At 60.9% G+C, this 22,401-nt stretch carries 16 protein-coding genes and 2 tRNA genes; 1 reads left to right on the top strand and 17 read right to left on the bottom strand.

Features of this window, described 5'->3' with window-relative positions; genetic code table 11:
- Positions 1-97 precede the first annotated feature (97 nt).
- The 10 genes from HMPREF2884_RS08765 to rpsB all read right to left on the bottom strand — a co-directional run bounded on the left by HMPREF2884_RS08765 (position 98) and on the right by rpsB (position 11,717).
- Positions 98-2,146 carry an ABC transporter ATP-binding protein/permease gene (locus tag HMPREF2884_RS08765; RefSeq protein WP_070616837.1) on the bottom strand — a complete coding sequence of 683 codons (2,049 nt, stop codon included), beginning with the start codon at positions 2,144-2,146 and terminating at the stop codon, positions 98-100.
- Between the two features lie 9 nt (positions 2,147-2,155).
- Positions 2,156-3,346: an efflux RND transporter periplasmic adaptor subunit gene (locus HMPREF2884_RS08760; protein WP_070616835.1), complete on the bottom strand. Its 1,191-nt coding sequence runs from the start codon at positions 3,344-3,346 to the stop codon at positions 2,156-2,158.
- A 211-nt stretch (positions 3,347-3,557) separates the two neighbouring features.
- Positions 3,558-4,412 carry a hypothetical protein gene (locus tag HMPREF2884_RS08755; RefSeq protein ID WP_070616833.1) on the bottom strand — a complete coding sequence of 285 codons (855 nt, stop codon included), beginning with the start codon at positions 4,410-4,412 and terminating at the stop codon, positions 3,558-3,560.
- A 496-nt stretch (positions 4,413-4,908) separates the two neighbouring features.
- Positions 4,909-6,234 carry a 1-deoxy-D-xylulose-5-phosphate reductoisomerase gene (dxr, locus tag HMPREF2884_RS08750; RefSeq protein WP_070616831.1) on the bottom strand — a complete coding sequence of 442 codons (1,326 nt, stop codon included), beginning with the start codon at positions 6,232-6,234 and terminating at the stop codon, positions 4,909-4,911.
- Positions 6,235-6,422: 188 nt separating this feature from the next.
- Positions 6,423-7,010, bottom strand: coding sequence for a cell division protein DivIVA (locus HMPREF2884_RS08745; protein ID WP_049341682.1), 588 nt, complete (start codon positions 7,008-7,010; stop codon positions 6,423-6,425).
- Between the two features lie 216 nt (positions 7,011-7,226).
- Positions 7,227-8,135, bottom strand: a complete 909-nt coding sequence (locus HMPREF2884_RS08740) for a phosphatidate cytidylyltransferase (RefSeq protein ID WP_005507071.1) — start codon at positions 8,133-8,135, stop codon at positions 7,227-7,229.
- A 7-nt stretch (positions 8,136-8,142) separates the two neighbouring features.
- Positions 8,143-8,700 (bottom strand): ribosome recycling factor, encoded by a 558-nt coding sequence (gene frr / locus HMPREF2884_RS08735; RefSeq protein WP_005507069.1) that lies wholly within the window; start codon positions 8,698-8,700, stop codon positions 8,143-8,145.
- A 296-nt stretch (positions 8,701-8,996) separates the two neighbouring features.
- The gene (gene pyrH, locus HMPREF2884_RS08730; RefSeq protein WP_005507067.1) at positions 8,997-9,740 is read right to left on the bottom strand and encodes a UMP kinase; all 744 of its coding nucleotides are present in this window, start codon (positions 9,738-9,740) and stop codon (positions 8,997-8,999) included.
- Positions 9,741-9,935: 195 nt separating this feature from the next.
- Positions 9,936-10,766: a translation elongation factor Ts gene (gene tsf / locus HMPREF2884_RS08725; RefSeq protein WP_005508816.1), complete on the bottom strand. Its 831-nt coding sequence runs from the start codon at positions 10,764-10,766 to the stop codon at positions 9,936-9,938.
- Positions 10,767-10,919: 153 nt separating this feature from the next.
- Positions 10,920-11,717, bottom strand: coding sequence for a 30S ribosomal protein S2 (gene rpsB / locus HMPREF2884_RS08720; protein WP_005508818.1), 798 nt, complete (start codon positions 11,715-11,717; stop codon positions 10,920-10,922).
- A 724-nt stretch (positions 11,718-12,441) separates the two neighbouring features.
- On the opposite strand from rpsB, the gene HMPREF2884_RS08715 reads away from it, so the two are divergent.
- Positions 12,442-12,882 (top strand): M23 family metallopeptidase, encoded by a 441-nt coding sequence (locus tag HMPREF2884_RS08715; protein ID WP_070616885.1) that lies wholly within the window; start codon positions 12,442-12,444, stop codon positions 12,880-12,882.
- 151 nt (positions 12,883-13,033) lie between these two features.
- Here the strand turns inward: HMPREF2884_RS08715 and HMPREF2884_RS08710 are convergent, their stop codons facing one another.
- The 7 genes from HMPREF2884_RS08710 to dnaG all read right to left on the bottom strand — a co-directional run bounded on the left by HMPREF2884_RS08710 (position 13,034) and on the right by dnaG (position 22,316).
- Complete coding sequence (locus HMPREF2884_RS08710; protein ID WP_070616828.1) at positions 13,034-15,250, bottom strand: flagellar motor protein; 2,217 nt, start codon at positions 15,248-15,250, stop codon at positions 13,034-13,036.
- A gap of 1 nt (position 15,251) precedes the next feature.
- Positions 15,252-16,343: a hypothetical protein gene (locus HMPREF2884_RS08705; protein ID WP_070616826.1), complete on the bottom strand. Its 1,092-nt coding sequence runs from the start codon at positions 16,341-16,343 to the stop codon at positions 15,252-15,254.
- Positions 16,344-16,617: 274 nt separating this feature from the next.
- A tRNA-Ile gene (locus HMPREF2884_RS08700) sits at positions 16,618-16,691 on the bottom strand.
- Positions 16,692-16,806: 115 nt separating this feature from the next.
- A complete protein-coding gene (locus HMPREF2884_RS08695; RefSeq protein WP_070616824.1) occupies positions 16,807-18,012 on the bottom strand; it encodes a glycosyltransferase in 1,206 nt (401 codons plus the stop codon).
- Between the two features lie 327 nt (positions 18,013-18,339).
- Positions 18,340-19,212, bottom strand: coding sequence for a phage holin family protein (locus HMPREF2884_RS08690; RefSeq protein WP_070616823.1), 873 nt, complete (start codon positions 19,210-19,212; stop codon positions 18,340-18,342).
- A gap of 695 nt (positions 19,213-19,907) precedes the next feature.
- A tRNA-Asn gene (locus HMPREF2884_RS08685) sits at positions 19,908-19,980 on the bottom strand.
- Between the two features lie 209 nt (positions 19,981-20,189).
- Positions 20,190-22,316: a DNA primase gene (dnaG, locus tag HMPREF2884_RS08680; RefSeq protein ID WP_070616820.1), complete on the bottom strand. Its 2,127-nt coding sequence runs from the start codon at positions 22,314-22,316 to the stop codon at positions 20,190-20,192.
- Positions 22,317-22,401 lie beyond the last annotated feature (85 nt).

Raw genomic sequence — 22,401 nt, 5'->3', positions numbered from 1 at the left:
CCCCTGCGTAGGCGCGGAGGAAACATGCGGCGTGCCTCCCCAAACGCTATGGTGCTGAATGAGGACGAACACCGCCCCTTCACGCCTTCCTCAACGACTAGCCTGCCGCCAGGGTCTGTGCCGGATCAATACGCGAAGCCTTCGCCGCCGGGTACAGACCAGCCAACACACCAACCAGCGCACCAGCACCCAGGCCCAGCAGAATAGTGTCGGCACTAATAATCGGCGTCCAACGGTTCATCAAAGACACAATCGAGATGCCGTTAACCGCCAGCACAATACCAGCCACAGCGCCCAGGATGCCGGTCAGCAACGCCTCCGCCGAGAACTGAAGCAGAATACCCGAAGGGCGCATACCAATAGCCAGACGCAAACCAACCTCACGGCGACGCTCCATCACCGCAACCAAGAACGTATTCATAATGCCCATCGCACCAATTACGAGGGTAATAACGCTCATGGCTATAAGCATGGTGCGTTGCTGCTGGTCGACAGCCTCACGAAGGGTCTTCGGCTCCGGCGGCACACTCACGCTATACAGGGCGGGACGTTCCGGCGAGAGCGCGTACGGTGCTTCCTCCGCGATCTGGTTTGCGGCACCGGCAACAGTACTCACCACAATCTGAGTGGAACGCTTACCGGTCTGCGCCGCAACGGCACCGCCACCGGCAGCGGGCTGCGCTTCTTCAACATCGGCACCAGGCTTCGCGCCCAGAGGCAGGTAGACCGAACCGTACGACAGAGTCAGCGAGGGATTCTCCCGCACCACACCGATAACGGTGTACGGCTCATCGCGAATATAGACCGTAACTCCGGGGCTATAGGGTAGCGCAAGCTGGCGCATCACGCTTTCGCTGAGCACCACGACCTTATCGTTCCGCTCCACATGCCCCTCGTCGAAAGTGCGGCCCCACACCAGTTCATGACCCTGCACGCTAAAGATGCTGGGGGTTGCCGCACGGACGGCAGCGGTCACGTTCGCGCCGCGCTCACCGAAGTTATCTGGACCGCGCTGAATATCCGCGGATTCATACAGCTGATCCACCAGCGCGGTACCGGTCACTCCGTTCAGTTGGCTAACACGCCGGTAGTTCTCACTTGCCGCCAGGCTCAATAGTTCAGCGCGGCTCATGGATTCGGTTCGGGTCGAGCTTATCGTCAGGTGCTTAGCCCTAAAAATATCGAAGCTGTCAGCCAACTGCCCAGAAATGGTGGCGGTCAGACCAACGGTCAGCACGAGCGAAGCGATACCCAGCACCACACCAAGCATGGTGAAGATATTGCGCCTCACCCGGTGCACGGTAGCGTCCCAGGCTTCTTTGAGGGAGGCGAGCGCCCAGGGTGCACGCCCACTGCCCTGCGGCGTAGAAACTTGTTCCTCAGCAAAGCTAGGCAGGTTCAGAGACGCACGGGCGGTCGTTTCTTCCTGCCGCTGTGCATCCTGCTCGATGAGCTGCCCCTCGTGCATACGTAGCACCCGGTCGCAGTGCTCCGCCACGAGCGGGTCGTGGGTAATCACAATCGTGCTTTGCTGATCGCCCGTACATTCGCGGAGCAAGTCAATGACTTCACGGGTGAGCTCTTCATCCAGCGAGCCGGTCGGCTCATCGCAGAGCAGCAACGCCGGTTCCCCAATGAGCGCACGAGCAATAGCCACACGTTGCTTTTCACCGCCTGAGAGAGTGGTGATGGGTGCATCCGTTCGGTGGCTCAACCCCAGCAGGGCGAGAGTGTCCGCAACCCGTTGTGCTCGTTCCGCTTTGGGCACGCCACGGTAGATGAGCGGTAGCTCAACGTTGCGGTACACGTTCTTATGCTCGATGAGGTGGAACGCCTGGAAGACGAAACCGATGCTGTCCAGGCGCGCTTCAGCTCGCTGTGCCGCGTTGAAGGTTGCGGTGTCTGTACCGTCCAGCAGGTAGCTGCCGGAGGCGGGCGTGCTGAGCAGACCGAGGATGTTCAGCAGGGTTGATTTGCCGCTGCCGGACGGTCCCAGGATTGCGACGACTTCTCCGTAGCGGACTTTCAGGTCAATATTTTTGAGCACGTCAATTCGAGTGTCACCCTGCATAAAGTGCTGGGACACTCCCTGAATATCGACGCTATAGGCTGGTGGGTGCGCGTGAGCGGCGCGGGAGTCAGTCATGGCTACTCCCTACTTTTTCTCGCGCATGATTTTGACGCTGTCGCCTTCGTGCAGGTCACCGGTGACGGCGTTCTTGCCGTTGGCGTTGCTGATGACGGTAACGGTTACCTCGCGTTCTTCGCGGGCCTTCGATCCGTTGGAGCTTTCGGGGCCGAGCACGATGACTCGGGTCTGTCCGTCACGGGTGTAGAGCGCCGATGAGGGCACGACCAGGTGTGCTTCGGGGGTTTCTTCGAGGGTGAGTTCCGCGTTGACGGCGCCTCGGAGGCTGTCCGCCTTATCCCCTACGTCGAGGGTGAGGATGCGTTCCCCTTCGGTGCTTCCTGCCGCACCGGCTGCGCCGTTGAGGTTGGAGCCAGCCGCACCTTCTGCACCATTGGCCTGACGACCGGCCTGGCTGTTGCCTGCGGCACCGGCGGCTTCGGTGGTGTTCTTGTATCCGAGGGTTGCGACGTACTCAGTATCACCGAGGGAGGGCACGGTTACCTTCTGGCCGCTACGGGCTTCGGGGGTGAGCCTACCGGTGGTTCCGGTGCAGCTGAGGGTCTTGCTACCTTCTGCGATGGTGGCTACGGGACCATCTGCGATAGCGCCAGTTGCGCGGGGGTTGCCGGTGACAACTCCGGCACGGTTGATGATGAGGAAGTAGCGGGCGGGAATAGGCTGGTCAGTCTTGACGTGCGCGTAGCCGAGGCTGTCGAGGAGGTTGTTGAGAGCCTCGTAGGTGTCTTCGGTGATGCGTGCGGGCTGCGGACCCTGGCGTCCCATGGCGGTCAGTGCCTCATTGAGGAGTGCGGCGTCGGGGCCGCTGTCGTCGAGTTTGAGGTCGCGGTAGAGCGCGAAGCCGCCGGTGAGGGTGATGAGAGGTTCACCGTTGACTTCCGCGATGAGCGTTCCGTTGCCGACGGTGTCACCGTTTTTGATGGTGATTGCGGTGTACTGTCCTTCACCGCTGTAGCGTAGCGGGGTTGAGGTGGCGTAGTTCGCGGTGCAGGTCAGGGGCACGGTGGTGCGCAGTTTCTCGCGGGTGACCGTGGCGGTGATAGTGGAGGGGTCCGGGGGTGCCGCTTCCGCGTCTTTTTGGGCGGTGGTTTTGATGTTTTGGGCGCTGATGAGCGTACCCACGGTGATAATGAGGAGCAGGGCGATAATGCCGTAGAGCCAGAGGGTTTTCTTCTGGCGGGTGGGGGTGGCGCTCATGGTGTCCCTTCTTTGGGTGCGCGTACGGGAACGCTATTGTCTGTGCCGTTTGGGCTTAGGGGCGGCGATGCCGTGTGGGGTTAGTTTATGCCCGGCACGGGGATACGTGCCGGGCACAATACGCTGTGACGAGGTGTAGCTGTTGCAGCTACTCTGTACGCTTGTTCTGGATAGTCCGGTCTGGATAGTCCGGTCTGATTAGTCCGGAGGGTTAACTCAGAATCTTTCGGGCGTTTTCTTCAGCAGTTTTCTTAATCGTGGTCACCTGTTCGATGAGACCCTGCTCCTTTTCGAGGAAAGAACTCAGGTAAGCGATAGCCGTCTTTCGCTGTTCGGCATCCAGCCCGGTTGCTTCACGGCAGGTCGCATCGTTGATCGCCAGTTCGTGGGTGTCCTGGTTGTTCTGGCGGTACTGTAGGCGAGCCATATCCGGAGACGTGTAGTCGCCTCCGAAGCGTTCTTTCATGCACTGTGCCCACTTCTCGGTGGCAGGCCCAAGGTCTTTGGTAATCGCGTCGTTGTTAAGATAGTGAACCGCAGTAATGTAGACCTTTCGTATGGTCGCGCGGGATTCTTCTGAGCCGAAGACTGCGCGGGTGGCTTCTTGCTGGCAACCGCCCTTTCCTTCGGTGCCGTTAAGAGCCTGCATTTCAGCGTCGCTCATAGTGCGGCTCTGCTCTTCCAGCTCAGCAGTTACCAAAGACCAGCGCTCTTTGTATCCGCGAGTGCGGGCATCCGCGACGGTGAGAGGTTCGAAACCAGTGGTCTGTAGCAGCGGGGGTTCAGTTTCTCCTGCAGGAGCCTTGTAGTTCGGGAATCCTCGTTCAGCCATGCACTGGCTCAGGGAACGCTGGTAGGCACGAACAACGTTGTCAGAAAGTGAGGCGAGGTTCTCTACTTTTTCGATAGCTTGACTATCGGGGCTCGTGGAGGCGCTATACGCCTTCTCAGCGTTAGCGGACGCCGAGGAACCGGCGCTGGGTTGCCCGGACGCGCAGGAGCTAAGCAGCAGGGTCAGCGGGAGTAGAGCCCCGGCGAGGGTTCGTAGGGTATTCTGTCGACGCATAGGTGGGCACTTCCTCGTGAAATATAGCTGCATCTTTGTCCGCTCGTTCAGGGGCTCATCGTTGTTTGCCCTTGAGAGAACATATTTTGAACACTAGCCTACTATGCGCCGGGGGGGGAGGCAAGGGGGACGGTGTTTATCCTCGCCCCGCTGGTGGGGATGGCACGCCGTACATTTCCTCCGGGATACGACTGGAGGGGGCGGTGTTCGTCCTCATTCTGCACCATAGCGTTTGGGGAGGCACACCGTATGTTTCCTCCGCGCCTACGCAGGGGCACCCGTCACCCGGACGCTCCACCCTCTCCGTGCTTCGCTGCGGAGAGCGTCCGTGTGACACCCTGAGGGCGCATCCGGAAAACACGGCGCGCCACCTCGGGTAGCCTAGCGTGCGTGTGGAGGGGCGGTGTCGTCCGAAAGTGACATCAGGGTGCCCGAAGCGAAGCGAGGGCGGGTGCCCCTGTAGGAACGAGGACGAACACCGCACCGCAGAAGCGATTTAGCGTCCGGGCATACCCAGCAGCTCATTCGCGCGAACGCGAGCCCAACGCTCCGCGTTCAGTACAGCCTCCAGAGTCAAATCAGCGTCAGAGACAGCCTCAGCGCTGCCGGTGTGCTCCTCCAGCACGCGTGCGACCGAATCGACAATGTCGGTAAAGCGAATCGCGCCCGCATGGAATGCAGCGACGGCTTCCTCATTGGCGGCGTTGAACACTGCCGGGTGGGTGCCGCCGATCTTACCGGCGTCCTTAATCATGCGCACGGCGGGGAATGCTTCCTCGTCCAGCGGCTCGAAAGTCCAGGATGCCGCCTTCGACCAGTCGCAGGCGGGCACGGCGCCGGGGATGCGGTGCGGCCAGGTCAGACCCAGCGCGATGGGCAGAACCATACTCGGCGGCGACGCCTGCGCGATAGTGGAGCCGTCCACGAACTGCACCATGGAGTGCACGACGGACTGCGGGTGAACCGCCACGTCAATACGGTCCAGGTCCACGCCGAACAGGTGGTGCGCCTCAAGCACTTCGAGTGCCTTGTTGACCATGGTTGCCGAGTTGGTGGTGACGACCAGGCCCATGTCCCAGGTGGGGTGTGCGAGTGCCTGCGCGGGGGTCACGTCGTGCAGCTGTTCACGCTTGTAGCCGCGGAACGGGCCGCCCGATGCGGTGAGGATGAGTCGGTCGATTTCTGCATCGGTTCCGGAGGCGAGCGCCTGCGCGAGGGCGGAGTGTTCGGAGTCGACAGGCACCATGGGGGTGTTCAGGGGGGATGCGTCGACGGCGGCGCGTACGAGCGGGCCGCCTGCGATGAGGGATTCCTTGTTGGCCAGTGCCACGCGGTAGCCGCTGTTGAGGGCGGTGAGGGTCGGTTCCAGGCCGATGGAGCCGGTGATGCCGTTCAGGACGGTGTCTGCCGGGTGTGCTGCGGCCTGTACGGATGCTTCGGCGCCGTGGGCGATTTGCGGGGTGTAGCCGGTGGCGCCGGCTTCGGAGGCTGCCGCTTCGATGAGTTCGCGGAGGCGCTGTGCGTCGTCGGCGGTGCCGCTGGTGGCGACCAGTTCGGCACGCACGTGCACTGCCTGGCGTGCGAGCAGTTCGAGGGATCGGGAGCCTGCGGAGAGGGCGACGACCTTCAGCGGTGCGTCGGCGGCGGAGGCGCTGGTGCCTTTGAGCGCGGCGAGGTGGTCGATGACTTCCAGGGCTTGGGTGCCGATGGAGCCGGTTGAGCCGAGGAGGGTGACGCGCTGCGGTGCGCGGGTGAGTTCTGTGAGGGCGTCGGTGAGTCGGTCGCGGCTGCCGCCGACGCGTGCTGAGGATCCAAACTTCATGGTTCTAGTGTCTCATGAGCTCGCGGGTGCGTTCGGGTACTGGCGCCGCCTCTCATGTTAGAAGGCCCAGCGTAGACGAACCCCAGAATAGATGAACCCCAGCATAGATGAGCCCCAGCTTAGAAGACCCCAGCGCAGAAGAATCCCCCACCCTGTCATACGGGGCGGGGGATTCAACACTTCACGTTTTAGAGCAGATCCTGCAGCAGCTCAATGCAGCGGTCCAGGAAAGCGTCCACCTGGGATTCCTCGTAGCTGACGGTGCCCGAGGCGGGACGGAACTTTGCGTGGCGCACCACGGAGGGGTCCAGCGGCTCCTCGCTGTTGAGCTGGGCGTACACGCGGTCGCAGATGGCGTCCACGTCGCCGACGAAGTAGCCCATGTGGCGGCGCTTGCTGGGGCGGCGGAAACGCTCACCGGCGGGGCGTTCCAGGCGGCCGGCGAGCAGCTCGCCGGTTTCGACGAGGGAGCGTTCCCAGTTGTCCAGGCCGTACGCCTCAATGTAGCGGCTGCGTTCGAGCTTGGCGAAGCGTTCCTCAATCTTTTCGAGGGCGCGGTCGACCACGTCCAGCTGGTAGCCGCCGGGTTCTTCACGGAAGACGACCTGGCGGATTCGTCGGGAGGTGTAGAGGTCTTCGGGCAGTTCGGAGGCTCCGCTGAGCTTCTCGTAGTCCTCGGCGAGGCGGGTGAACAGGCGGTCTACTTCACTACGCTTGTAGCCGGGTTCGGTTTCTGCTGCACGGGCAAATCCGCCTCCGCGGGTGGTGCTTGCCAAGGTGGGCTCCTCTCGACGATTGAACTTTAAGAATACCAATGCGCAGGCTACCTGACGCAAGGTTGGCGGGCGGTGTCTTAGATATAGTCCCTTGCTTTCCTGACTTCTGCGCCCCTATTCAGCGGGTACAGCAAAGCCGGATACAGCAAAGGCGGGACGCCCCTCCCCCACCTGTGGGAAGAAACGCCCCGCCTCCGAGCAATAAAGCTTGAAGCTTTAGAGCGGCATAATAAACCGGAAAATCAGGCAACCAGCCGCCGCAGCGAAAAGAATCGAGTCCAGGCGATCCATCATGCCGCCGTGACCGGGCAGAATATTCGACATGTCCTTCACACCCATACGGCGCTTGAACACGGACTCCACCAAGTCGCCGGCAGTCGAAGCGACCACCATGACCGCAGCCAGCGGAATAGCCCAATACCAGGGCGAACCCATGACCGCCAGGGCGATAGCACCAACCACCGCCGAGCCGACGAAGGAGCCAGCCAGGCCCTCCCAGCTCTTCTTCGGGGAGATCTTCGGCGCCATCGGGTGCTTACCCCAATTCACGCCGGCAATAAAGCCGAACGTGTCATTGCAGATAGCCATCAGCAGAATCATGAGGACGCCGCGCTCGCCGTGGTCGGTCTGGAAGTAGACCATGGCGATGCCCAGCATCAGCGGCACCCACAGCAGGGCGAGGGCGCTACCGCTCAAAGACTTACCCAGTGAGACCTGACGGTCAGCACGCACGAGAGCAGAAGAGAGCAGCAGCACCAGCAGGCTCACCGCCAGGGCGATGCCCAGACCGGTAAAACCGAACAGGTAAGACACCGCCACAATCGCGCCGGACAGGCCACCGAGCAGATACTCCGGGATGCCGTAGCCGCGGCGGGTGTTGAGCACGTGCCCAATCTCCCAGGCGCCCAGGCCAGCCGCAGCAGCTGCAATCGCCACAAAAATCGGCTGGTAGATCAGACCGAGCACCAACAGCACGCCGAAACCAACACCCACGCCAATGGCGGCGGGCAGGTTACGGCCTGCTTTGGCGCTACGCGACTTCACGGGGGTTACCGCCGTCTGCGGGCTCTGCTGTGGAGCCGGCTGTGCGCCTCTCTCTTCTTTCGCTTCTTTGCGTGCACTCATTTGGGGTTTAGACCTCGAGCAGTTCAGCTTCCTTGTGCTTGTACAGTGCGTCGACCTGGTCGATGTGCTTCTTGGTCAGTGCGTCCAGTTCCTTCTCAGCGCGTGCGCCTTCGTCTTCACCGATTTCGCTGTCCTTGACGAGCTTGTCGATAGCGGTCTTAGCGTGGCGGCGGACGTTACGGATGGAGACACGGGACTCTTCAGCCTTGTGGTTGACGAGCTTGGTGTATTCCTTACGGCGCTCAGCGGTCATTTCGGGCATGACCACGCGGATAGCTGCACCGTCGTTGCTGGGGTTAACACCCAGGTCGGAGTCGCGCAGAGCCTTCTCGATAGCTGCCAGTGCGGTCACGTCGAAGGGAACAATCTTGACGGTACGTGCGTCCTCAACGTTGAAGGACACCAGCTGCTGCAGCGGGGTCGGTGCACCGTAGTACTCTGCGGTCAGGCCGCTGAAGATTGCGGGGTTCACACGACCGGTACGGACCTTAGCGAACTCAGTCTTGGTTGCTTCGATGGTCTTTTCCATCTTCTCGCCGGCTTCGGCAAGGATTTCTTCGATCACGAAAGGATCTCCTTTGTCGGAATTCTGGGGTGCCAGAATTGTCGGTGGGCGTTCGCTCAGCCCTCATGATTCCCTACCGGCTCCACGGCGCATCCGAGGCAAAAACCTTAGGAATAACACAAAGTCGGCGGGAAAGAGGCAGAACGTCGTATTTGATATAAGTCTAGACGGTACCGGCGGGCATAAGCGAGTTTTAGCGCTCACCCGCGCGGTACCGTCCAGAATAAGTCCGCGCTATCGAGCACGGTCACAATCAGAGGGGGCATCAGGCATGCCCCAACCTAAAAATTTAGGTGTTAGCGAGTAACGAGGGTACCCATCTTCTCGCCCAGAATTGCGCGGGTCACGTTGCCCTCGCCCTGCATGCCGAACACGCGCATGGTCACGTTGTTGTCGCGGCACAGGGAGAACGCGGTCTGATCCAGCACGCGGATGTTACGCTGCATAGCCTCATCGTAGGTGAGGTTGTACAGGCGCTCAGCGTTGGGGTCCTTGTTCGGGTCAGCAGTGTAGATGCCATCCACGCCGTTCTTAGCGACCAGCACCTCGTCCGCGTGGATTTCCAGGGCACGCTGCGCAGCCACAGTGTCGGTGGAGAAGTAAGGCAGACCCGCACCAGCACCGAAAATCACGACGCGGTCCTTCTGCATGTGGCGGATTGCGCGGCGAGGAATGTAAGTCTCAGCAACCTGCGGCATGGTGATAGCCGACTGAACGCGGGTGTCAATACCCTCCTGCTCCAGGAAGTCCTGCAGAGCCAGGGAGTTCATCACGGTGCCGAGCATACCCATGTAGTCTGCACGGGAGCGGTCCATACCCGCCTGAGAGAGTTCAGCGCCGCGGAAGAAGTTACCGCCACCAATCACAATGGAGGTCTCAACTTCGCCAACGGTTGCGGCGATCTGCTTAGCGATGCTGCGCACGACCTCGGTCGAAATACCAACTTCACCGCCACCAAAAACCTCACCGGAAAGCTTGAGCAAAACGCGGCGGCGGCCGGTCTCGTCACGGTGCATCGGGCGGGGATTCGCTTCAGTCATGGTTCCTCCAGTGGCTTACCTAGGGGTTGTTATAGGTGATCGGGGCGGACTCCTGCCGCCTAGTCCTTATCAAGGATACAGCAAAGCCGGGTAGCCACCAGTGGTGACTACCCGGCTTCAGGCTATAATCCCAACCTCATACGATTTCCCTTACCGGGAACCCGCAATACGGAAGGGCAGAACTGCAGCGAGTCCTTATGCGCCCACGCGGAAACGTGCGAATGCGGTAGCGGTTGCGCCAGCCTCGGACAGAACCTGTGCGACAGACTTCTTGGAGTCCTTTGCGAAGTCCTGATCCAGCAGGGTGTTCTCCTTGAAGAAGCCCTTCAGGCGACCCTCAACGATCTTGTCCAGAATCTTCTCGGGCTTGCCCTCAGCGATTGCGGTCTCGCGAGCAACGCGCTTCTCGGTCTCGATCTGGTCTGCGGGGATGGACTCGGAATCCAGGTACTTGGGGCTCATTGCAGCAATGTGAACTGCAACGTCGTGTGCGATCTCGTCGGTGTTCTCACCGGAGACAGCCAGCAGAACGCCAACCTGTGCCGGCAGGTCCTTGGAGGTCTTGTGCAGGTAAACTGCAACGTTCTCGCCCTCAACGCGTGCAACGCGGCGGACAACGATCTTCTCGCCGAGCAGTGCACCAGCGTCGGTGGTCAGCTCCTCAACGGTCTTGCCCTCGTAGGATGCAGCCTGCAGCTCTTCCAGGGTGGAAGCGTTAGCAGCAATAGCAGCCTCGAGCACGTTCTGGCCGAAAGCGATGAAGGGGTCGGACTTTGCCACGAAGTCGGTCTCAGAGTTGACCTCGATCATGTAGCCAACGCCGTTCTCAACGCGTGCAGCTACCAGGCCCTCAGCGGTTGCGCGACCCTCGCGCTTGGTGATGCCCTTCAGACCCTTAACGCGGATGATCTCAGCAGCCTTCTGCTGGTCGCCGTTAGCCTCGTCCAGAGCCTTCTTGACGTCGAGCATACCTGCGCCGGTCTTCTCGCGCAGTGCCTTGATGTCTGCTGCGGTGTAGTTCGCCATTGTGAACTCCTTGTGTTGCTGTAATAAATCGGGATGACATCCCGGTGGTACAAATGGCGGACGGCGCCGCGCCCAGGTCAGGGCGGGCGCCGTCCGAACGTGGTCCCCACGGGCGGGGGCCACAAAGCATAAAGCTTAGTGGGCTAAGAAAGCTTACTTAGCAGCCTCTTCAGCCTGTGCAGCCTCGTGCTGCTCCAGGAGCTCGCGCTCCCAAGCTGCCATGGGCTCCTCAGCTGCTTCAGCCTTGCCGTTCTTCTTAGCGTTGCGCTCGATCAGGCCGGCTGCCACTGCGTCAGCAATCACGCGGGTGAGCAGGTTGACGGAGCGGATAGCGTCGTCGTTACCGGGGATCGGGAAAGCAACCTCGTCGGGGTCGCAGTTGGTGTCGAGGATAGCAACAACGGGGATGCCCAGCTTCTGAGCCTCGTTAACTGCCAGGTGCTCCTTCTTGGTGTCAACAACCCACAGGAGGGAGGGAACCTTGGACAGGTTGCGGATACCGCCGAGGGTCTTCTCGAGCTTCTCGAACTCGCGACGCATGAGGAGCAGTTCCTTCTTGGTGTAGCGAGAACCTGCTACATCGTCGAAGTCAATCTGCTCGAGTTCCTTCATGCGCTCGATGCTCTTGGAGATGGTGCTGAAGTTGGTCAGCATACCACCGAGCCAGCGGTGGTTCACGTAGGGCATGTTCACGCGGGTTGCCTGCTCAGCGATAACTTCCTGAGCCTGCTTCTTGGTACCCACGAACAGGATGTTGCCACCGTGTGCGACGGTCGACTTAACAGCCTCGTATGCCTTGTCGATGAAGGCGAGGGACTGCTGCAGGTCGATGATGTAGATGCCGTTGCGCTCGGTCAGGATGAAACGCTTCATCTTGGGGTTCCAACGGCGGGTCTGGTGACCGAAGTGAACGCCGGAGTCCAGCATTTCACGCATAGTTACGACGGGCATGTCGTCTCCTTTTGGGTGCCGCGCAGACCTCCCATTCGGGCTAGCCCAACGCGCGCATAGTAGTTATCAGTTTTTCCTGGCGGCGGTTAGCGTTCACGGTTACCCGTTCAGCTCAGGCCCTAACCACCCCGTGTGGGTGGACCGAAGGTCCCTTATCGGCTCCCCGTTTGAGGATGCCGCTCACGCCGCGCGTCGTCAGTGATGCTGTGCGGCCCCCTCACAGAGGGAGAATACCCGCGCAGGCACACTGCAATACGACATTGTACCGTATATTCCGCGATTAATCCGCCGGATTAGGGTTAAAACCTGCACAGGCGCGGCGGGTGTGTGCAGGGGCACTGTGGATAAAGGATTTTAAGGCGAAAACAGCGGGGTTATCCACAATTTTTCGTGAGGTGCCGCGGGGCGGGGCAATTCGTGATGTGCTCAGAAGATGAAGCAGAACATGATGACATTAGCGACAACGCTACGGCGCGCGATGCTGACGGCGTGCTGCCTGCTGGGTGCACTTGTGAGCGCGGGCGGGCAGGTCTATACGGGTGGGCAACGCTATTCGGGCAGTCAGGGTTATTCGGGTTGGCTCAGTTTTACAGGCGGGGCAGGTTTTACTGAAGGTGCCGCCTCAAGTGCGCAAGCTCCCAGCAGCGCGCACCTTCCCCACACCGTTGAGCTCACCGCAAACCGACTACGCTACCGCTCCCCCACCGCCGAATCCAGGCCGCGGGTGATCCGCCCCTTTGAGAATCCCGCCCAACGCTGGAGCGCAGGGCACCGCGGCGTAGACCTTGCCGTACCCGAGAACAACCGGCGCGTCTACGCACCGGCACCGGGAAAAGTGGTGTTCAGCGGCACGGTCGTCAACCGCAAAGTGTTGGTCATTGCGCATCCGGATGGGCGGCGCAGCACCTTCGAACCCATGGACGAAGCACTACCGGTCGGCACCACCGTTGCAACCGGTGATGTCATCGGCACCGTCGCAGGAACGGCGAACGGCAACAGCGAGCGCCCCTACCTGCGATGCTCCATCCCCTGCCTGTACTGGGGCGTACGACAGGGAGGCGCCCGCGGGGACGGCAGCGGCAAGACCGCCGAGTACGTCAACCCCATGAGCCTGCTGGGGTCGAAGGAGCCGAGCATTTTGCTTCCCGTACCGGGCGGATATTAGGCGCGGGTACTGGATATTAGGCACGGGTACTTGCGCCGAGCATGAGCCGAACCAGATACAGCTGTGGCCCGTCACCTCCGGGGAAGGAGGCAACGGGCCACAGGAGCCAGCCTAAGTTGTGCCCACTAGCGTAGGTGCTAGAGATAGCTACTTACTGGAGGACGTCACCGTCATCAGCACCGAACTGGTTCGGCTGTACAGGCTGCTGAGCAGTCTGACCGGGCTGAACCGGCTGAGTGGGCTGAACCGGCTGCTCAGTCGGAGGGATATACGCGGGCATTGCCTTGGTCGGCTCGTTCTCGCCGTAGTTCACGCCGTGCTGCGGGGTGAACACCTGAGTCGGCGAATCATCCCCCGTAGCGTAGGCGGTGTTCTGCGCCGGGTAGCCCCCCTGTGCCTGGTAACCGGGCTGAGCGGCATAGCCATTCTGAGTAGCGTAGCCGCCCTGTGCCTGGTAGCCGTTCTGTGCGTCAGCCTGGGTTGCGCCGTAACCGGTCGCAACACCCGCCGCCGCGCCCAGTGCCGCAACTGAAGCGGCACGACGCTCACGACCCTTTGCGCGAGCCGCCGCGATTTTCTTGCGGAACAGGAAGAGCAGAACCAGGATGAGCAGTAGCAGACCCACAATAACCGCATCCACGATTACGTCAGTCATACTCAGACCGGACACCGGAACAGTCAGACCGGAGGTGGTGCTGACGCCGTGGTCAGTCTTGACGCTCAGCTCGCCACCATTCACGGTCAGCTGCACGTGCTGAGAGCTCTTCGCGATGCTGTTCGCGGCATCTACCTTCTGCTGCTCCAGCGAGGAGAAGGTCGGCGCCTTGAAGGTGAACTCGAAGGGAGCCGAGTAGTAGCTACCCAGCTTCGAAGAGAGCTTAATCTCAGGGGTCACAATGTAGTCGGAGCCGAAGGGGTGGTAGCCACCGGGGCGGGTAACGGTCACCTTCGAATCGGGCAGGTATTCGTTCAGGCGCTGGTTGAACTCGTTCTGGTCCTTACCGCGAACCTTTACGCTCACGATGGTGGCGTCACCATCCTGGCGGACCTCGGTCTCGTCATTGCCGCCGCCTGCGAAAACGTCCTTGAGCTTCTGCTCAGCACCCGCAACATCTGCGGTCGGGAATGCGTAGAGGAAACGTGCTTCCATGGAACCGTCCAGGCCCAGGGAGGTAGCCACCTTCATGCTCTTCATCTCAATCTGACGTGAAGAAACACGGTCAACCGCAATGAGAGTACTGCTACCACCAGAACGGGAGGAGCTAGCGCGCCCCTCAGGGTCCACAATGTAGGACTTATCGTTGCTGTCCACGATGGTCAGGGTCAGGCCATCACCGTTCGGGGAGCACAGCAGGGAGCAGTCCAGCAGACCCGAAATCTTCTTCTGAACGGTGAAGTTATTATCCTTCGCCACTACCTCACGGCTGGCGGAGAAATCGGTGCTGCTTGCGCCAAACAGCTTCTTGAGACCACTGCCCAGGTCCTCAATCGAAGAAGCGCTAAAGGTCAGGGTACGACCCACTTCTTCCTTCGCACTGGCGGTCGATGCGGAAGGAGCGTATGCCTTCGCCTGCGAGGACTCCAGGCCCTTCTTCAGCTCGGAGCCCTCAGGCTTGACCTGGTTCAGGTAGGCGTCGACCGCAGAAGCGGTCTCGGTGTTCATGATTTCCTTCGCGACGAAGGAAACCATCACGGAGTAACCGCCGTCCTTCTCCTTTACGTCAAGAATGACGTTACGGAAACCGCGGTCCTGAACATCCTTTGCGGAAATCTTAGAACCACCGGAGTTCTTCACTTCCTTCTCGCCAAACTTCACAGTGGTTTCATCGCTGCTGCTGAGAACGCTGTTCTTATTGGAAGCAGACACAACACCGTCCACTACCAGAGCTTCAGGAAGCCAGCCCAGCAGATCGCCCGAGCTGAAGTTTTCCTTCACCTGAATACCCTGCACCAGACCCTGGTCAGAGTTGACGATGCTAATCTGCGGCTTGATGTCGGAGCCCGAAGCCTTCAGCAGAGAGGTCACCTTGGAGTGGTACTCGTCCACGGAGGAGAAGGATACCTTGAAAGTCGCACGAGCCTTGTCACCCTCAGACTGAATACCTTCGTATTCCAGGCCCTCGGGCAGGTGCTTACGTACGGACGCATCCAGCGCCTGGGTTCCACCCTTAACCTTGTCCTGGTTATCCTTCATGTTGAAGGAAACCAGAATGGTGCGGGTACCCTTCTCAGCGCTCTCAAGGCCCAGCTGAGTCTCAATCTTTGCGCTGCAGGCGCTCAGAACCAGGGCGGCAATGGTCAACAGAACCGCCAGGAACATCCAGCGCTGACGAGTCGGCGCGCTCGGGGCGTGAGTCATCGCGTGCATACTAGGCTCCCATCAGGCGAATAGCCACGTAGTAAACAATCATGGATGCCAGAACCCACGCGGTGCTCAGCGCCGCATGCATGATAATCGGGGACTTCGCGAAGCGACCCAGACGATTCAGACCAAGGTAGGTCAGAGCCTCCCCCGAGAACACGGCGAAAGCAAGCACCAGAACCATGAGCATGGTCAGGAAGGACGCACCGTCACCGCTACGGCTGAGGGTCATGAAGAACACGAGCAGGTTCAGCACCAGGAACGAAGGAATCAGCGCCAAAGAAGACACCGACACCGCGTGCATACTCGCGGTGAAAGACGCCGGAGCCTTGCCGATACGCGCGGTCAGCTGCAGCTGCACACCGCGCAGAACCTGCACACCAAAGATTGCAAGAGCCATTAGCACGTACGCCAGAATCATGCGTCCGGTCGGCACGGCCTGCGAGGCGTAGGCGCCACCGTAGGCACCGCCTCGACCGTACATATAGCCCATCATGGACATCGCGACAGTGGCTGCCAGGATTACCAGCTGGCTGAAGAAGAACGCACCCACCAGCGCCTGCAGAGTCGTGGGAACAATCCAACCCCACGCACCTGCGGAAGAGATGCGGGCGTGCGCGGTTGCCGGGTTGCTGGAGAAAACGTCCAGGAACGCGTTCCAGGTAGCACCCAGTGCCTTCACCGCCGGATGCGGTGCGCTCGGCGCATAGGTTGCCTGGCCGGGCTGACCGGGCTGCGCGGCCCCAGGCTGAGGCGCAACACCGGGCTGAGCGGCACCCGGCTGGGGTGCGGCGGCAGGCTGACCAGGCTGCGCGGAGGCTGCCTCAGTATTCGGCTGTGCATTAGCGTTTACCTGAGCGGGCTGAGGCGCCTGCTGAGGCTGAACGGGCTGTTGCGGTACTACCGGTGCGGCAGACTGAGCAACATTACCCTGCTGGCTCGACTGCACAGGCTGGCTCGGCTGAGCAACCTGAGCTGCATTACCCGGCTGAGCAGCCTGACCCGGAAGCGAAGCATCCTGCGCGGGGTGTGCGCCGGCGTCGTAGCCGTAGCCGCCGGCTGCACCCTGCGACGGGTTGTTGGGAGTGTTCTCCGACATTGAGATCCTCTCGTATGGTGTGTGGATGCAACACCTACCGGCTGAATCGGCATCTACCGGCGGCATCACACTGTCTTTCGTGACAAGACTCTTCAACCCTACCGTATTGAACGCTATGGTGCGTCTTCGTTCGTCATTTACTCATTTTCATCACCGTTGATACATTCCATGAACGAAAATACGCGCCTCCGAGAGCATGACAAAAGAGCACGAAAAAGAGGGCGCGAAAAAGCCCCGCCCGCCGACAAGTGGGTGAAGTCGGCGGGCGGGGCCGTAGGGAGTGCGGGGCTCGAACCCGCGACCAAGGGATTATGAGTCCCCTGCTCTAACCGGCTGAGCTAACTCCCCATCCGGTGCAGTGACGGCGCGCAATGGGCGCCAGCACCATCCTCTAGAGTACCTGAACGGCGGCTGAGAACGAAAAACGCTCTACTTCTACTCACCGCTCAGAATCTAGAGAAGCTTAGCGGCGCGAATCCAGGTAACGCTGGTACGGAGCGTCGCTCACGTACAGCTCCTCGAAGGTGCGCCAGGTGTTCTCAGCACTGTGGAAGCCCACAATACGGCGGGACTCGCGGCCCATCTGCTCACGCTCAGCGGCGGGCAGGGAGAGCACCGCCTCCAGCTTCTTCGCCAAATCCTGAGCATTATTGGGTTCGAAGAGGTAGCCGTTCACGCCATCCTCCACCAGGTGCGGCAGAGCCAGCGCGTTCGCGAGCACCACGGGGGTGGAGGCGCTCATCGCCTCCAGAGAGACCAGGGACTGCAGCTCGGCTGTACCGGGCTGGCAGAACACGTCAGCCATCTGGTATACCTCGGGCAGATGCTCATCCGGAACGAAGCCACGGAAAATCACGCGGTCGGACACACCGCAATCGTGTGCCTTCTGTTCGAGTGCTTCACGCAGCTCACCGCCACCGGCGATATCCAGCACCACGTGCTCGAGGGTATCGGGCAGCAGGGAGAGCGCCTCGATGAGCACGTCCACGTTCTTCTCTTCGGCAAGGCGACCCACGAAGGCAATACGCAGCTCACCGGGAACCTTGCCGGCGTCTGCTCCCTCAGGCAGCTCGTAGTCGCTGATTTCAATACCGTTAGAAACCGGCATGACGGGGCGGTCAAAATGACCCAGGTCGCGCATCGCATCCGCACCGATCTGGGTGGGGGTGGTAACGACCGCAGTCTTGGAGAAGCAGAAACGCATGTCCTTCCAGGTGACCTTCTCAATCACACGCTTCACGGGATCGGGGAAGGGCAGGAACGGATCAAGGTTTGCCGGCATGAAGTGGTTGGTTGCGATAACGCGGATACCGCGGCGCTTCGCCTGGAAAATCAGGGCTCGGCCAATAATGTAGTGGCACTGCACGTGCACCACGTCCGGGCGGACCTCGTCAAGGATTGCACCAACCTCGGACCAGATCTCCCAGGGCACGCAGATGCGGTTCGTCTCGTGGGTCGGAGGCAGGTGCGAGCGCAGGCGGTGCTCCACGATGCCACTCTCTACTTCGGTGCGGTAGCTGGGGCCGGGGATGGGGCTGGCGGCGACCACGTGCACGGAGTGACCTCGCTTGAGCATGGAGGTGGCGAGGCGGTGACCGAATTGTGCTGCACCGTTGATGTCCGGCGGGTAGGTTTCTGCGCCAATCAGAATCGTCTTTGCCTGTTCCATGACGGGGCTCCTCATCGGGGTGTAGTGTGTCGGTGACTTTGGGGTTTCGGGTGCGACGGTGCGCCGCTTCTACCTCTGTCTGCCGCGTGCACCGGGTGGGTCCAGTACGTACAGCACTTGTCTATTCTACCTGTGAGCTGCGTCCTTCTCCGACTTATGGCGGGCGGCTTTGGCTGGGAGTTACCTCTAAACCTCCCGTTGAAACAGAAGCCAGCAGCCTGCCTGTAGACGCACAAACGCCCCGATACAAGTATCGGGGCGTTTGGACGCTTGGCGTTAAACCTATGCGCCGGCTTTAGCGGCGACTGGGTTTATGGTGTACCGGGTTTAGCGGCGTACCAGGCGGTTCAGGAAGTGCAGGACGGTTGCAATGGATGCGCCCAGTGCTGCGAAGGACTTCCAGCGTGCCTGCAGAACCTCGGGCTTGCGCACGTTCTCTGCCAGGCCGCGGCCGGTAGCTGCTGCACCTGCGGCAACCTCGGAGGGCACTGCCTTGAGAGCATCCAGAGCCTGCTGGGTGTTGGACTGAACGTCGCCGGTGTAGGACTGCAGGTCATCGCGCAGGGCTGCCAGGTGCTGGCGACGCTCTGCGGTGCGCTGCTTGAGCTCTTCGAAGGTCGGCGGCTTGGGCTCTTCCTCGCCGCGTGCCTTGCGCTCTTCAGCTTCCTGACGTGCGCGTTCTGCTGCTTCTTCAGCTTCCTTAGCCTTCTGCTCTGCACGCTCTGCCTGTTCCTTCTTCAGGCGCTCAGCGGACATGGCGGTACCTTCCTTGAGTACGCCGAGGTCGAAGAGCAGACCGAAGATTGCGGATTCGGGCTTGAACGGCAGCTGTGCCTTGACCTTCTTCAGACCGACCAGGGCGCAGATTGCCAGGACGATGAGGAAGACGAGGGCGAAGACCAGCGCGGATGCCCAGTAGGGCATGACGGTGCCGAGGCCGAGGATTGCTGCGGCGACCAGCGCAATGATCAGGAACAGACCGAAGACTGCTGCGACGCCGAAGAAGGCCGCACCCTTACCAACGGCGATGCCCTTGGTCTTCAGCTCGTGCTTTGCAATCTGGATTTCGTCCTTGACCTGGCTGGGTCCGAGGGTCTTGAAGGTTTTGCCAGCGTCGATGATGTTCGCGACGCCGGACTTAATCCCGCTGATGCCAGCAAAGAAACGCTTAGGTGCCTTGGGATTAGTAGTAGTGGTCATGACCACCTCTCCGTGACGTGTTTTTGGAGGCTTCTTTTTCGCACTCCACCTCCTATAGTTTAGCCCCTTATGATACCTCCGCGTGACCGTTTGGGTGGGGGTTTGCGCTATCTCTTCAGGTATTTTCGACTTTCTGGAGGCTGCATTGAGCTGCAGGCGTAGCTTTCTGGGTTTGGTTGCGCCTGTAGATTTGCTCTGGAGTAGGCGTAAGAGGATGCCGATGCGCCGCTCCCCCGCTGTGTCTGGGAGGCGGGTGCGGCGCGTGTGGACGGGGTGAACTTTTCTTGAGGGGTGGGCTTCATAAACTGGTTTGCGAGGGTGGAGGGGAAGGCTCCGACTGGACTCGAACTAGCGAGGCGAAGATTTTCCGAGCGCGCGAGGAAGTAAAAACCGTTAACCCCGCCGAGGGCGTAAGCCCGAGGACCTGGAGGGAGCGCCCCAGCGCCTGCGTATGGCGGAGTGGTTACTGATTCATGACTTGGAGAGAACGTTCCGACTGGACTCGAACTAGCGAGGCGAAGATTTTCCGAGCGCGCGAGGAAGTAAAAACCGTTAACCCCGCCGAGGGCGTAAGCCCGAGGGCCTGGAGGGAGCGCCCCAGCGCTCACGAAGGGTGGAGTGGTTACTGGTTCGAGCCAGAGTAACGTATATAGCAAGAACCCCGGAACTTCGTTCCGGGGTTCTTGCTATATCTGCTCCCCCGACTGGACTCGAACCAGTAACCCTTCGATTAACAGTCGAATGCTCTGCCAATTGAGCTACGGGGGATTATTTTGTTTTTGTTGTTTGGTTTCCCTTGCAACGAGTAATAACTATACCGGGGCTGTTTGGGCTCCGCAACTCGAAATAGCGTGAAGTGTATCACTCTTTAGATTGGGAGCTTGGGCTCCGGTTAACCCGCGCTACTCCCCCCCCCCGGCTGTCTGCGGAACGTAAAACGTTGAGCAGACAGCCGGGGCTCTCACAAGGAACCGCACCTAGCCGCGCTGTGCGGCGAGCTGTCGGCGGCGCATCTCCAATTCGAGGAGCTGACGCTGTACCGCTTCGAATTCTTCGTCGTCGGGGTTGGCGCTGAGCTGTTCCAGGCGCATCATCAGGTCAGATTTTTGGCGGGCAATCTGCTGCTCAAACAGAGCATTGAGCGCACCGGTGACGAAACCGGGCAGACGCTCGGCGCTACTGACCGGTAGCGGTGAGACGGCGAGCTCCGCGATGGCGGGATGTACGCCCTCCACAGCGCCGGAGCGCACGCAGTTAATCCATTCGATGCCGGGGGTGGGCGCCATGACGGTTGCCGCGTGAATAATGCCGGCGGCCACCTCACGGTGGGTGCGGTAGCGGAACTGCACGGTGGCGAGGTTACGCCACTGTTCCACACTGATGAGCTCGGGGTGCTGCAGGGCAATCTCGAGCGCCGCCTTTTCGAGGCGGGCAACCGGGTCGCGCGGGTCGGGGGTGAGGAATTCCTCGACGGCGGGGGCGGTCACCTCCGGCTGGGGTGCGGCGGGCTGAATGCTGCTCGGCGGGTGCGCGGCAGCGTTCTGACCGGCGTAGGCACTGGGTGCGGCGTGGTCTTCTGGTGGCGGTGCGTCGTAGGCGGGGTCGTAGGGCGCGTCAGCATGAACTGCGCCCTGAGCACCCGCGTAACCCGGCGCGCCCACGTAACCCTGAGCGCCCGCATAGCCCGGCGTGCCCGACACTCCCTGCGGCCCCTCGTTCAGACGCTCGTAACGCGGCGCGGCGGCGGTAGCCTCCGCCTGCTGGGAGCGAGAAAGCTTCGGGTGATTCTGCGCGTACGCCACGGCACGCTGAATCTCGTCGAGCTCCAGACCAAGCTGACCGGATACCTTACGCATGTAGGCGGGGCGCAGGTCGCGGTCCTTAATGCCGGCAATAATCGGGGCGATAGCGCGCATCGCCAGCACACGGCCCTCAAGGGTCGCCAAATCGTACTTGGCGAGGGTCGAATCAATCGCGAACTCGAACAGCGGGCGGCGCGAAGCAATCAGCGAGCGCACGGCGGCGTCACCCTTGTGCAGGCGCAGGTCGCAGGGGTCCATGCCGTTCTCGGCAACCGCCACGAAGGTCTGCGCGACGAAGCGCTGGTCCTCCTGGAATGCAGCCATGGCGGCTTTCTGGCCTGCGGCGTCACCGTCGAAGGTGAAGATGATTTCGCCGCCGGAACCGTCATCGGTAATCATGCGGCGCACCATCTTGATGTGGCCGGGACCGAACGCGGTGCCGCAGGTGGCAACGGCGGTGGTGATGCCGGCGAGGTGTGCCGCCATGACGTCCGTGTAGCCTTCCACGATGACGACCTGCTTGGTCTTGGTCATATCGCGTTTTGCCAGGTCAATGCCGTAAAGCACCTGGGATTTCTTGTACAGCTGCGTCTCGGGGGTGTTCAGGTATTTGGGGCCCTGATCGTCGTCGAAGAGACGGCGGGCACCGAAACCGATGGTTTCACCGGCGATGGTGCGGATTGGCCAGATGATGCGGCCGCGGAAGCGGTCGTACAGGCCGCGGTTGCCCTCCGAGAACATGCCGGTCGCCTTCAGCTCCTCATCAGTGAAACCCTGGGAGCGAAGGTGCTTGAGCAGGTGGTCCCAGCCGCGCGGGGCGTAGCCGACACCGAACTTGCGGGTTGCGGCGGGATCGAAACCGCGGGCGCCGAGGAAGCGCTGCGCCTCCTGAGCATCAGCGCTGTAGAGGTTACGTTCAAAGAACTCGGCGGCAATCTTGTGCGCGTCGAGCAGGCGGCGGCGCATACCCGCCTCGTAGCGGTCGCCGGGCTTACCGCCCTCATAGTGCAGAGTGTAACCAATACGGGCGGCTAGACGCTCCACCGTCTCAACGAAGCTGGTGTGTTCCATCGCCATGACGAAGGAGTACACGTCACCGGATTCACCGCAACCGAAGCAGTGGTACGAGCCGACCTGCGGGCGCACATTGAAGGAGGGCGTGCGCTCGTCGTGGAACGGGCACAGCCCCTTGAAGGTGCCTATACCGGCGCTTTTGAGGCTCACATAGCCTTCAATGATTTCGCGGATATCGGTACGGGCGCGGACTTCGTCAATGTCTTCTTTGCGGATTAATCCAGCCATAAACTCAATTCTACGGTGGGGGTCAACAGGTAGCGTCTGCAGGCGTTATAGGCGCGGAAAATAACGCACAAACAGGCTCGTAAAA

This window comes from Rothia sp. HMSC073B08, from assembly GCF_001812975.1.
Taxonomy (GTDB): domain Bacteria; phylum Actinomycetota; class Actinomycetes; order Actinomycetales; family Micrococcaceae; genus Rothia; species Rothia mucilaginosa.
This window is presented reverse-complemented; position numbering and strand designations above follow the sequence as displayed.